Origin of the sequence: Pseudomonas asplenii, assembly GCF_001293465.1 — a bacterium.
GTDB lineage: Bacteria > Pseudomonadota > Gammaproteobacteria > Pseudomonadales > Pseudomonadaceae > Aquipseudomonas > Aquipseudomonas fuscovaginae_B.
This window is the reverse complement of sequence record NZ_JSYZ01000018.1, coordinates 281987-294986: the sequence shown is the minus strand read 5'-3', so window position 1 is coordinate 294986 and position 13000 is coordinate 281987. Positions and strand designations below refer to the sequence as shown.

Below are 13000 nucleotides of genomic sequence, written 5' to 3'. Positions count from 1 at the left end.
AATGAGCATTCCGAGCCGGTTTTTAACGCTGCATAACCAAGTTTCAAGCGATTTCGTACATAGCCTAGGTCTTAACTGAGGTTCCTGTACAAGGGGCAGGCACATATTCTGCGTGTACCGGAGCAACCTGTGGGAGCCGGATCTCCCACAGCATGGTGTGGCCCACAGGGCCGGGCGTGATATCAGCGCTGGTGCACCAGCCTCCCCGCCGCATAGGTCTGCAGCACCGTGCGGTCATCCCCCAGCGTCATCAGCACGAACAGCTTCTCGGCAATGTCGCGGGCCTGCTGCAGGCGATAGCTCAGCAGCGGCGTGGCGTGATAGTCGAGCACCAGGAAGTCGGCATCGCTGCCCGGCCGCAGGTCGCCGATCCGTTCTTCCAGGCGCAGTGCCCGCGCACCGCCGAGGGTCGCCAGGTACAGCGACTTGAACGGACTCAACCGCGCGCCCTGCAACTGCATCACCTTGTAGGCCTCGTTCAGCGTGTGCAGGATCGAGAAGCTGGTACCGGCGCCGACATCGGTACCGATCCCGACGTTGAGCCTGTGCTTCTCGGCCATCGGCAGGTTGAACAGGCCGCTGCCGAGGAAGAAGTTCGACGTCGGGCAGAACGCCACTGCCGAGCCGGTCTCGGCCAGCCGCGCGCACTCGTCGTCGCACAGGTGCACGCCGTGGGCGAACACTGAGCGCTCGCCCAGCAGTCGGTAATGGTCATACACGTCCAGGTAGCCCTTGCGCTCCGGGAACAGTTCCCTGACCCACTCGATCTCCTGCAGGTTCTCGCTGATGTGGGTCTGCATGTACAGGTCCGGGTACTCGCCGAGCAACTGGCCGGCGAGGGTCAGTTGTTCCGGCGTCGAGGTCGGTGCGAAGCGCGGGGTCACCGCGTAGTGCAGGCGGCCCTTGCCGTGCCAGCGCTCGATCAGCGCCTTGCTTTGCGTGTAGCTCGATTCGGCGCTGTCGGTCAGGTAGTCCGGCGCATTGCGGTCCATCATCACCTTGCCGGCGATCATCCGCAGGTCGAGCTTTTGCGCGGCCTCGAAGAAGGCCTCGACCGATTGCGGATGCACGCTGGCGAACACCAGTGCGGTGGTGGTGCCGTTGCGCAGCAGTTCCTTGATGAAGATATCCGCCACCTCGGCGGCATGGGCCGGGTCGGCGAACTGGCTTTCGCAGGGGAAAGTGTAGGTGTTCAGCCAATCGAGCAGTTGCTCGCCATAGGCACCGACCATGCCGGTCTGGGGCAGGTGGATGTGGGTATCGATGAAGCCGGGAGTGATCAGCGCATCGCGGTAGTGGCTGACCTCGACATCGGCCGCCAGGCTCGGCAGCAACTCGCTGGCGTGGCCGATGGCGCTGATCTTGCCGTCTTCGACCACCAGCAGGCCATCCTCGAAATACTCGTAGGAGGCCTCGATACCGGCCTCGGCCGGGTCGGCGAGGCTGTGCAGAAGGGCGGCGCGATAGGCTTTGCGGTTTGCAGGCATGGGCTTTCTCAATTCGTGGCTTGGCTGCGGCGCGAGGCCGGCAGCAATTTGGCGATGGGGCCGGCGCTCGCGGTGTGCAGGCCGAAATTCGCGTTGTAGGTGGCGATGATCTCGCCGGCGATGGAGATGGCGATTTCCACCGGCAGCTTGCCCTTGACCTCGGCCAGCCCCATCGGGCAACGCATGCGTTGCAGCGCCGTGGTGTCGAAGCCGCGTTCACGCAGGCGGTGTTCGAACTTCACCCGCTTGGTCTTCGAACCGATCAGGCCGAAGTAGGCGAAGTCGTTGCGCTTGAGCAGGGCGGCGCTGAGTTCGAGGTCGAGCGGGTGGTTGTGGGTCATGATCACGCAGTAGCAGCCGGCGGGCAGATGGTCGATCTCCTCCAGCGGCTCGTCGCTGACGATCTTGCGCACACCCTGGGGAATCAGCGCGGGGAATTCCTGCTCGCGCGAGTCGATCCAGCGCACCCGGCAGGGCAGGCTGGCGAGCAAGGGTACCAGGGCACGGCCGACATGGCCTGCGCCGAACACGGCGATTTGTGCCTGGACCTGGCCCAGCGGTTCGAACAGCAGCACCGTGGCGCCGCCGCAGCACTGGCCGAGGCTGGCGCCGAGGCTGAAGCGCTCCAGGCGGGTGCCCTGCTGGCCGCTGGCGAGCAGGTCGCGGGCGATCTGCGTGGCCTTGTATTCCAGGTGCCCGCCGCCGATGGTGTCGAAGGTGCCGGTGGCGCTGACGACCATCTTCGAACCGGCGTTGCGCGGGGTCGAGCCCTGTTCTTCGATGATGGTCACCAGCACGCAGGGGTGGCCCTGGTTCTGCAGGTCGGCGAGGGCACTGAGCCAATCGTTCATGGAGACACCTCCGGGTTGTCTGTTCGGCCGCTTTCGCGGGCAGGCCCGCTCCCACCCGCGAGCACGCTGCCTGTGGGCGCAGGCTTGCCCGCGAAGTTTTTCATGGAGAAATCAATTCCACTTCGGTGGCCGGTTTCTCCGTCCTGGCCTGGCGCATCTGTTCGCAGCCCCACAGCACCCGCTCGGGTGTCGCCGGCGCGTCGATCTTCGGCTGCAGCCGGTAGTCGGCGATGCTCGCCACCGCGTCCTTGAGTGCGCACCATACGGCAATCCCGAGCATGAACGGCGGCTCGCCGACGGCCTTGGAGTGGAACACCGTGTCTTCCGGGTTCTTGCGGTTCTCCACCAGCTTCACCCGCAGATCGCCTGGCATGTCGGCCACCGCCGGGATCTTGTAGCTGGCCGGGCCGTTGGTCATCAGCTTGCCCTTGGCGTTCCATACCAGTTCCTCCATGGTCAGCCAGCCCATGCCCTGGACGAAGCCGCCCTCGACCTGGCCGATGTCGATGGCCGGGTTCAGCGAAGCGCCGACGTCATGCAGGATGTCGGTGCGCAGCATCTTGTACTCGCCGGTCAGGGTGTCGACGATCACCTCGGCGCAGGCCGCGCCGTAGGCGTAGTAGTAGAACGGTCGGCCACGGGCCTGGCTGCGGTCGTAGTAGATCTTCGGCGTCTTGTAGAAACCGGTGCTGGACAGCGACACCTGGGCGAAATAGGCCTGCTGGATCAGCGCTTCAAAGGTGAGGATCTGGTCGCGAACCCGCACGTGGCCGTTGCGGAATTCGACATCCTCCTCGCTGACCCTGTACTGCCGCGCGGCAAATTCCACCAGCCGCTGCTTGATGGTCTCGGCGGCATTCTGCGCTGCCTTGCCGTTCAGGTCGGCACCGCTGGAGGCCGCGGTGGGCGAGGTGTTCGGCACCTTGTCGGTGTTGGTGGCGGTGATCTGCACCCGGTCGATTTCCACCTGGAACACCTCGGCCACCACCTGGGCGACCTTGGTGTTCAGACCCTGGCCCATCTCGGTGCCGCCGTGGTTCAGGTGGATGCTGCCGTCGGTATAGACGTGCACCAGCGCGCCGGCCTGGTTGAGGAAGCTGGCGGTGAAGGAGATGCCGAACTTCACCGGGGTCAGCGCCAGGCCCTTTTTCAGGATCGGGCTGTGGGCGTTGTAGCGGCGGATGGTTTCCCGGCGCTCGGCGTACTGGCTGCTGGCTTCCAGCTCGGCGGTCATTTCCTCGAGCATATTGTGCTCGACGGTCTGGTAGTAGTGGGTGACGTTGCGTTCGGTCTTGCCGTAGTAATTGACCTTGCGCACCGCCAGCGGGTCGAGGCCGAGGTGGCGGGCGATGTTGTCCATCACCTCCTCGATGGCGACCATCCCCTGCGGGCCGCCAAAGCCGCGGTAGGCGGTGTTCGAGGCGGTGTGGGTCTTGCAGCGGTGGCCGTTGACGGTCGCATCGCCGAGGTAGTAGGCATTGTCGGCGTGGAACATGGCGCGGTCGACGATCGACGCCGAGAGGTCCGGCGAACAGCCGCAGTTGCCGGCCAGTTCGAGATTGATTCCGTGCAGCTGGCCGCGGCTGTCGAAGCCGACGTCGTACTCGATGTAGAAGGGGTGGCGCTTGCCGGTCATCAGCATGTCCTCGACCCGCGGCAGGCGCATCTTGGTCGGTTGCCCGGTCAGGTGCGCGACCACCGCGCACAGGCACGCCGGGCTGGCCGCCTGGGTCTCCTTGCCGCCGAAGCCGCCGCCCATGCGGCGCATGTCGACCATCACCCTGTTCATCGGTACGTCGAGCACTTCGGCCACCAGCTTCTGCACTTCGGTGGGGTTCTGCGTCGAGCAGTAGACGATCATCCCGCCGTCCTCGGTGGGCATCACCGAGGAAATCTGGGTTTCCAGGTAGAAGTGTTCCTGTCCGCCGATATGCAGGCTGCCCTGGATCCGGTGTTCGGCGCTGGCCAGGGCGCTGGCCGAGTCACCGCGCTTGTGGGTGTGGCTTTCAAGGACGAAATGGCGCTTGCGCAGGGCCTCGACCACGTCCAGCACCGGCTCCAGGTCCTCGTACTCGACGATGGCGGCCATGGCCGCCTGGCGCGCGGTTTCCATGTCCCGCGCGGCGACGGCGAGCACCGGCTGGCCGACGAACTCGACCTTGTCGATCGCCAGCAGCGGGTCGCCGGGCAGCAGCGGGCCGATGTCCTTGAGGCCGGGGATGTCCTCATGGGTGATGGCGATGCGTACGCCGTCGAAGGCGTAGCAGGGCGTGGTGTCGACCCGCAGGATGCGCGCGTGGGCACGGTCGGAGAGCCGCGCATACACATGCAACTGGTTGGGGAATTCCAGGCGGTCGTCGATATACACCGCCTCGCCGGTCACATGCTTGGCGGCGCTCTCGTGCTTGACGCTGCGGCCGACGCCGCTGTTCAGGTCCCGGGCGAACAGTTCGGCGAGTTCGGCCTGGGTTTTTTCCGCGACAGGATGGTTAGACATAAGCGGTCACCCGGGTCTCGATATGCGGCGTTTGCAGTTCGATGAAGTACTTGCGCAGCAGGTTCTGCGCACTGAGCAGGCGGTATTCCTTGCTGGCGCGGAAGTCCGACAGCGGCGTGAAGTCCTCGGCCAGTGCCGTGCAGGCGCGTTCGACGCTGGCCTGGTTCCAGGGTTTACCGACCAGTGCGGCTTCGCAGGCCCGAGCCCGTTTCGGGATCGCCGCCATGCCGCCGAAGGCGATCCGCGCCTCGGCGACCACACCGTTGTCGAGGCGCAGGTTGAACGCGGCGCACACCGCGGAAATATCGTCGTCGAGCCGCTTGGACACCTTGTAGGCGCGCAACTGCCAGGCGGCGCTGGCCCTTGGCACGACGATCTGCTCGATGAATTCGCTGTCCTGGCGGGCGGTCACCCGGTAGTCGATGAAGTAGTCCTCCAGCGCCAGGCTGCGGCGGGTGTTGCCCTTGCGCAGCACCAGTTGCGCGTTCAGGGCGATCAGCAGGGGCGGGGAGTCGCCGATCGGCGAGGCGTTGCCGATGTTGCCGCCGAGGGTGCCCTGGTTGCGGATCTGCAGTGAGGCGAAGCGTTGCAGCAGTTCGCCGAAATCCGGGTACTCGGCCTTGAGCGTGGCGTAGCAATCGGACAGCGGGACAGCCGCGCCGATTTCCAGGCGGTCGTCGAAACGATCGATACGCTTGAGTTCGGCGACCTGGCTGACGTGGATCATCACCGGCAGCGGCCGATGGAGCTGGGTGACCTCCAGGGCCAGGTCGGTGCCACCGGCCAGCAGCCGGGCCTGTGGATAGGATTCATACAGCTCGGCCAGGTCGGCGACCGTCAGGGGCACCAGGCAGCGCTTGTCGCCGCTGTTCAGCTCGCCGGTGTCGTGGGGGGCGATGGCCTTCAGGCGGGCGATGGTCTGTGCCTCCCGGGCATCGAACTGGTCCACCGGCTTGTTGCAACAGGCCTGTTCGGCGGCGGCGAGGATCGGCCGGTAGCCGGTGCAGCGGCAGAGGTTGCCGGCCAGGGCCTCATGGGTCTTGTGGGTGTCCGGTGCTTCGCTGTTCTTCTGCAGGGCGAACAGCGACATGACGAAGCCCGGCGTGCAGAAGCCGCACTGCGAGCCGTGGCAGTCGACCATGGCCTGTTGCACGCTGTGCAATTGGCCCTGGTGCTTGAGGTCCTCGACACTGATCAGTTGCTTGCCGTGCAGCGCGGCGACGAAGGTCAGGCACGAGTTGAGGCTGCGATAACGGATGCGTTCGGTGCCTGTCTCGTCGGTGTGCAGCTCGCCGACCACCACGGTGCAGGCACCGCAGTCGCCACTGGCGCAACCTTCCTTGGTGCCGGGGCGGCCCAGATGTTCACGCAGGTAGTTGAGTACCGTCAGATTCGGGTCCAGGCTCTGCTCGCGGCGGAGCTCCTGGTTGAGTAGAAACTGGATCACGGATGGCCTCGCAGACTCGTTATTGTTATTGACCGATGAGCAGAATCTAGTGATATCTGACTTTTCGGTCAATAAATTTCTGACCTAAAGGTCAGGATTTTGTGCGGCAGATATGAAACGTTCGATTCGAATGGGTTTCCGGGTTGTGGGTGGTTCGGCGGTTATGGGCCGGGCTTGAGAGCCCGTTCACGGCGCAGCAGCGTTCCGACCGGTCGGGACGCTGCTGCGCCGATTCCTACGGGGAAGTCTAGATGCGTATTGCGTGCCAGGTCGGCCTTCATGCCAACCGGTCGGCTGCGATCAACAGGTAATGGAAGCTGCCTTCTTCATAGGCTTCGATGAAGGCGTCCTCCACGCCGGTGGCCAGCGCGGAGGCCCGGCGCAGTTTCCAGTAGGGCAGGGTGCGTGTCGTCAGGTCAGTCATCTCGATCACCTGCAAGCCATACGCCTTCAATTCGTGCAGGTATTCGTCCCGGGAGTGCACGTTGCAGCCATAACGCGCATTGATCAGGCTCACCGCCGCCGGCGGCATGCCGAAGCGGTCGTTCCAGGCGCCGGTGATCGTCACGTAGCGCCCACCCGGGCGGAGGATGCGCCGGTACTCCGTGAACAGGGGCGCCAACTCGACATACATGGTCGACTCGTTGTTCCAGACCGCTCGGAAGCGGGCCGTCCCGAAGCCGGTGTCGAGCATGTTGCGCAGGTGGAACTGTACCCGGTCCGCCACGCCACGATCGGTGGCGCAGCGGTTGGCGAAATCCACCTGCTTCTGCGAAATGGAGATGCCATCGACCCGGCAACCGAAGCGCTGGTGGGCCATCAGGCTGGTACCGCCCCGGCCCGAGCCCGAGTCGAGCAGGTGGTCCCCGGGCTGGATGTCACCCAGGTGGTCGAGGAGCAAATCGGCTTGCGCGGTCTCCAGTCGGTGCAGTTCGGCGATGACGCGTTGTGGATAGTCCTCGGCGGTATCGGCACCGATGGCCGTCGTGTCGACGTCGCCGATCCCGTAGTGGTGATGGTAGAGCCCGTCGATGTCGCCCAGCAGGAGGTTGACGGGGCTCTGTTCCCGGTTCCAGTAGTCGGCGATCGACTGCTGGTAGGGCGTCTTGATGGCGCGGTCTCTGGTCATCTGTCTATTCCTTGCGGTTTCACGGTTGGTGATAACGCGGGCACCAGTCGTGCCACGCGAGTGAACCTCCCATCCACGCTCGGACTTCCTGCAGATAACGTTGCAGCTCTACCGACGGCTCGTTTGCGAGCCCCCGGCAGGCGACCTCGAAATCGCGGGTGAGATTGTTGTGCAAGGCCACCGCCATGGCGACGGCCTCGCTGTGTGAACAGCGGTGCTCGGCGGCCATCACCAGCACCAGGTTACCCATGGGGACGCCATCCGCGGCTTCCTTGCGGGCCGAATACAGGTCGTTGACGATCACCGCCGCCAGGCCGGCCTGAAACAGGGCCTGGCGGACTCGCGGGTCGTAGAAGACATTCGGCGGCAGCTCATAGCCACCGGCGATATCGATGAGGATCAGCGATGTGTAGAAACTGTCGAACTGCCGGGTGGCCAGGTATTCCCGGGTCGATGGACACACGCCCCGGCGCTTCCATTCGCCATAGACCGTCCAGCTCATGAACATGCCGAACGCGGTGTGGCAGACCCGTCCCACCTGGGTGGGCGAGGCCCGTTGGCGCAGGTGGTCGGTGGCCGACCTGAGGGCCATGAGCACGGGGTCACTCGTCCATTGCGCTTCGAGTTGGCGCGTGTAGTCCGCCACTGGGGCCAGCGGGCTCATGGCTGCCATTGCCCGTGACAGGCGTTCGGACAGGTGTTCGGGTTGTGCGCCCAGGCTGCTGTCGTCGGTATAGTAGTCGTCGGCCATCCACCAGGCGGCGTTCAACTGGGCACACAACAGCAGGCGGTCGAGGTCGTCGCCACTGGCGTAACTGGAAGCGACGAAGCGTCCGAGGCTCATCCGGCGCACGGCGGTCACGGTGCTATCGGCGAAACCGGCCTGCTGCAACCAGGCAACCAGGCGCTGGTCGAGCGCGCCGGCCAGCACTTCGTCGTCGCGCTGGCGGGCAGGGCAGTAAAGCGGCGGTGCCGTACCGTCGCCCCATTGCTGCTCCAGGTAGCCCCGGGGCGGTGCTTGCTTGACCCCTGGCATGGGCCGGTGCCTCCCTTGCAAAAGCCGATAACGGACTTTCCAACGGGCACTGAGGGACGAAGGGCTTGACGACTGCGACGGACCGGACGGTGGTCCACAGGGCGGGAGACGGATCGCTCATCGAACGGCGGATGCAGGACCCTCCAGCACCAGACTCTACCTGAGAAGCTTGCGGGCATCCTCTCGGCGCAACGTTCGATCGACCACCTTGCCAATCGACACCGCGCGGCGGTGTATGGAGAAGTGTTTCATAGCACCCGGAAAATGCAGCTGTCAATGACGGTGTGCCGTTCTCCGGCAAACCGCCAAATCCGACCATTTGGCTCTGCGCCATCATGTGGCAATTGCGCTACACTGCGCCGCTTGCACTGACCAAAGATTTTTGAAGGAAAACCATGACGTTCAAGGCGCCGGACAGCCTCGCCGAGCAGATTGCTCAACACCTCGCCGAGCGCATCATTCGCGGCGAACTCAAACCCGGAGAGCGCATCCAGGAACAGAAGGTCACGCTGGCCCTCAATGTCAGCCGCGGCTCCGTGCGCGAAGCGCTGCTGATTCTCGAGCGCCGCCACCTGATCGCGATCCTGCCGCGACGGGGTGCGCACGTGACCGAGCTGACCGCCCACAAGGTGCAGAGCCTGTGCACCCTGATGAGCGAACTGTACATCCTGCTCGGCAATGCCGTGGCCCAGCGTTGGCAGGAGCAGGCCGACCTCGCGCCATTCCTGCAGTTGCAGCAGCGCCTGACCGACAGCTACGAGCGCCAGGACATCCGCACCTTCGTCGAAGACAGCTTCAACGTGATGCGCGCCGCGTACCCGTTCGCCGACAACCCGTACCTGCAGGAAACCGTCGAGAACCTGCAGCCGGCCATGAGCCGCGCCTATTACCTGGCGCTGGAGCGGCGCAAGGCGGAGATGAGCGAGTACCTGGAACTGTTCGCCCGGCTGCTGGCGGCGGTCCTCGCCCGCGACCTGCCGCTGATCCGCTCGGTGCTGGCCAGCTACGCCCAGCGCAGCTGTGACATCGTGCTGTCTGCCCTGGCGGTCGACTAAACGTGCGGCTCAAGTGCATCAAGTTGGCGGGGTTCAAATCCTTCGTCGACCCGACCACGGTGACTTTCCCCAGTAACATGGCGGCAGTGGTCGGCCCCAACGGCTGCGGCAAGTCGAACATCATCGACGCCGTCCGCTGGGTGATGGGCGAGAGCTCGGCGAAGAACCTGCGCGGCGAGTCGATGACCGACGTCATCTTCAACGGCTCCACCAGCCGCAAGCCGGTGAGCCAGGCGAGTATCGAGCTGGTGTTCGACAACTCCGACGGCACGCTGGTCGGCGAGTACGCGGCCTACGCGGAAATCTCCATCCGCCGCAAGGTCACCCGCGACAGCCAGAACAGCTATTTCCTCAACGGCACCAAGTGTCGGCGCAAGGACATCACCGACATCTTCCTCGGCACCGGCCTCGGGCCGCGCAGCTACTCGATCATCGAGCAGGGGATGATCTCCAAGCTGATCGAGGCCAAGCCGGAAGACCTGCGCAACTTCATCGAGGAAGCCGCGGGCATCTCCAAGTACAAGGAGCGTCGGCGCGAAACGGAAAACCGTATCCGCCGCACCCACGAAAACCTGGCGCGCCTGACCGACCTGCGGGAAGAACTCGAGCGCCAGCTCGAACGTCTGCACCGCCAGGCCCAGGCCGCCGAAAAGTACCAGGAATACAAGGCCGAGGAGCGCCAGCTCAAGGCACAACTGTCGGCCTTGCGCTGGCAGGCGTTGAACGACCAGGTCGGCCAGCGCGAGTCGATCATCGGCAACCAGGAAATCAGCTTCGAAGCCCTGGTGGCCGAACAGCGCAACGCCGATGCCAGCATCGAGCGCCTGCGTGACGGCCACCATGAACTGTCGGAACGCTTCAACCAGGTGCAGGGACGCTTCTATTCGGTCGGTGGCGATATCGCCCGGGTCGAGCAGAGCATCCAGCACGGCCAGCAGCGCTTGCGCCAGTTGCAGGACGACCTGCGCGAGGCCGAGCGTTCGCGGCTGGAAACCGAGTCGCACCTGGGGCATGACCGCACCCTGCTGGCGACCCTCGGCGAAGAGCTGGCGATGCTCGAACCCGAGCAGGAACTGACCAGCGCCGCCGCCGAAGAGGCCGCCGCCGCGCTGGAAGAGTCCGAGACCACCATGCACGCCTGGCAGGAACAGTGGGACGGTTTCAACCTGCGTTCGGCCGAGCCGCGGCGCCAGGCGGAAGTCCAGCAGTCGCGCATCCAGCAACTGGAAGCGAGCATGGAGCGCCTGGGCGAGCGACAGCGACGTCTGGTCGAGGAACGCGCGTTGCTCGCGGCAGACCCGGAAGACGAGGCGATCCTCGAACTCACCGAGCAGTTGGCCGAGAGCGAACAGACCCTGGAAGACCTGCAGGCCAGCGAGGAGGGCCAGGTCGAGCGCCTGGAGCAACTGCGCCAGGACCTGCACAACGCCACCCAGGAACAGCAACAGGCCCAGGGCGACCTGCAACGGCTGGTTGGCCGTCTTGCGTCGCTGGAGGCCTTGCAGCAGGCGGCACTCGATCCCGGTACCGGCACCGCCGAATGGCTGCGTGAACAGCATCTGGCCGAGCGCCCGCGCCTGGCGCAGGGGCTGAAGGTGCAGCCGGGTTGGGAGCTGGCGGTGGAAACCGTGCTCGGTGCCGACCTGCAGGCGGTGCTGGTGGACAACTTCGCCGGCCTCGACCTCGGCGGTTTCCAGCAGGGCGACCTGCGCCTGCTCAGCCCGGCGGCGGACGGGATCCGCATTGCCGGCAGCCTGCTGGAAAAGGTCGAGGCCGATATCGACCTGTCACCCTGGCTGGGCCAGGTCAAGCCGGTCGACAGCCTGGAACAGGCCCTGGCCTTGCGTGGGCAACTGGCGGTCGGCGAGAGCCTGATCAGCCGCGACGGTTACTGGGTTGGCCGGCATTTCCTGCGGGTGCGCCGCGCCAGCGAAGCGGAAAGCGGCGTGCTCGCCCGAGGGCAGGAAATCGAGCAATTGCAGCTCGATCGCGAAGCCCTGGAGGAAACCCTGGCGACCCTCGAAACCCGGCTGCAAACCCTGCGCGCCACCCAGCGTCAGCAGGAAACCGGTCGCGAGCACCTGCGCCGGCTGCTGCAGGACGAAGCCCGCCAGCAGGGCGAACTGAAAGCCAAACTGTCCGCCGCCAGGGCCAAGGTCGAGCAGTTGCAACTGCGCCGTACCCGGCTCGATGAGGAAGTGGAAGAGCTGGCCGCGCAGCGCGCCCAGGAACACGAAGAAACCGGCGAGGCCCGCCTGCAGTTGCAGGAAGCCCTCGATGCGATGGCGGTGGATGCCGAGCAGCGTGAGCTGCTGCTGGCCGAGCGTGACAGCCTGCGCGAACGCCTCGACCGGGTGCGCCAGGAAGCCCGCCAGCACAAGGATCATGCGCACCAGTTGGCGGTACGCCTGGGGTCGCTGAAGGCCCAGCACGACTCCACCCGCCAGGCCCTCGAACGCCTGGAGTTGCAATCCGAACGCCTGATGGAAAAACGCGAGCAGTTGAGCCTGAACCTGGAGGAGGGTGAGGCCCCGCTCGAGGAACTGCGCCTCAAGCTCGAGGAGCTGCTCGACCGGCGCATGAGCGTCGATGTCGAACTCAAGACCGCGCAACTCGCCCTGGAAGATGCCGACCGCGAACTGCGCGACGCCGAGAAGCGCCGCAGCCAGGCCGAGCAGCAGGCCCAGCTGATTCGCGGCCAGCTCGAACAGCAACGGATGGAGTGGCAGGCCCTCACGGTACGCCGCAAGGCCCTGCAGGACCAGTTGCTGGAAGATGGCTACGACCTGCACGGGGTGCTCGCCACCCTGGTCGCCGGGGCCAGCGAGAAGGACGCCGAGGAAGAGCTCGAACGCATTGCCGGGCGTATCCAGCGCCTGGGGGCGATCAACCTCGCGGCCATCGATGAATATCGGCAACAATCCGAGCGTAAACGTTACCTGGATGCGCAGGACGCCGACCTGGTCGAAGCCCTGGAGACTCTGGAAAACGTCATCCGCAAGATCGACAGGGAAACCCGCAATCGCTTCAAGGACACCTTCGACCAGATCAACGGTGGTCTGCAAGCTTTGTTTCCAAAAGTGTTCGGCGGTGGCAGCGCCTATCTGGACCTGACCGGCGACGATCTGCTCGATACCGGCGTGACCATCATGGCGCGGCCGCCGGGGAAAAAGAACAGCACCATTCACCTGTTGTCCGGTGGCGAGAAGGCCCTGACCGCCCTGGCCCTGGTGTTCTCCATCTTCAAGTTGAACCCGGCACCGTTCTGTATGCTCGACGAAGTTGACGCACCGCTGGATGACGCTAACGTTGGACGTTATGCCCGGTTGGTCAAGGAAATGTCCGAGTCGGTGCAATTCATCTATATCACCCACAACAAGATCGCCATGGAAATGGCCGATCAACTGATGGGGGTCACGATGCACGAGCCCGGCTGTTCGCGGCTGGTGGCGGTGGATGTCGAGGAGGCCATGGCAATGGTCGACGCCTGAGGCGGCC

Annotated in this window: 8 protein-coding genes; 2 read left to right on the top strand and 6 right to left on the bottom strand. The window is 65.0% G+C overall.

Features of this window, described 5'->3' with window-relative positions; genetic code table 11:
• Nucleotides 1–182 precede the first annotated feature (182 nt).
• The 6 genes from guaD to PF66_RS22905 all read right to left on the bottom strand — a co-directional run bounded on the left by guaD (nucleotide 183) and on the right by PF66_RS22905 (nucleotide 8447).
• Nucleotides 183–1487, bottom strand: a complete 1305-nt coding sequence (guaD, locus tag PF66_RS22930) for a guanine deaminase (RefSeq protein WP_054063907.1) — start codon at nucleotides 1485–1487, stop codon at nucleotides 183–185.
• Nucleotides 1488–1495: 8 nt separating this feature from the next.
• The gene (xdhC, locus tag PF66_RS22925) at nucleotides 1496–2338 is read right to left on the bottom strand and encodes a xanthine dehydrogenase accessory protein XdhC (RefSeq protein WP_054056868.1); all 843 of its coding nucleotides are present in this window, start codon (nucleotides 2336–2338) and stop codon (nucleotides 1496–1498) included.
• A 100-nt stretch (nucleotides 2339–2438) separates the two neighbouring features.
• Nucleotides 2439–4835 (bottom strand): xanthine dehydrogenase molybdopterin binding subunit, encoded by a 2397-nt coding sequence (xdhB, locus tag PF66_RS22920; protein ID WP_054063906.1) that lies wholly within the window; start codon nucleotides 4833–4835, stop codon nucleotides 2439–2441.
• Nucleotides 4828–6282: a xanthine dehydrogenase small subunit gene (gene xdhA / locus PF66_RS22915; protein ID WP_054056867.1), complete on the bottom strand. Its 1455-nt coding sequence runs from the start codon at nucleotides 6280–6282 to the stop codon at nucleotides 4828–4830. The genes xdhB and xdhA overlap by 8 nt, the downstream gene beginning before the upstream one ends.
• A 277-nt stretch (nucleotides 6283–6559) precedes the next feature.
• Nucleotides 6560–7411, bottom strand: a complete 852-nt coding sequence (locus tag PF66_RS22910) for a geranyl diphosphate 2-C-methyltransferase (protein ID WP_054063905.1) — start codon at nucleotides 7409–7411, stop codon at nucleotides 6560–6562.
• A gap of 19 nt (nucleotides 7412–7430) precedes the next feature.
• Nucleotides 7431–8447, bottom strand: coding sequence for a terpene synthase family protein (locus tag PF66_RS22905; RefSeq protein ID WP_054063904.1), 1017 nt, complete (start codon nucleotides 8445–8447; stop codon nucleotides 7431–7433).
• Nucleotides 8448–8842: 395 nt separating this feature from the next.
• Here PF66_RS22905 and PF66_RS22900 point away from each other — a divergent pair, with 395 nt between their 5' ends.
• Complete coding sequence (locus PF66_RS22900) at nucleotides 8843–9502, top strand: GntR family transcriptional regulator (protein ID WP_054056864.1); 660 nt, start codon at nucleotides 8843–8845, stop codon at nucleotides 9500–9502.
• Between the two features lie 2 nt (nucleotides 9503–9504).
• Nucleotides 9505–12993 (top strand): chromosome segregation protein SMC, encoded by a 3489-nt coding sequence (gene smc, locus PF66_RS22895; protein ID WP_054063903.1) that lies wholly within the window; start codon nucleotides 9505–9507, stop codon nucleotides 12991–12993.
• Nucleotides 12994–13000: the final 7 nt, after the last annotated feature.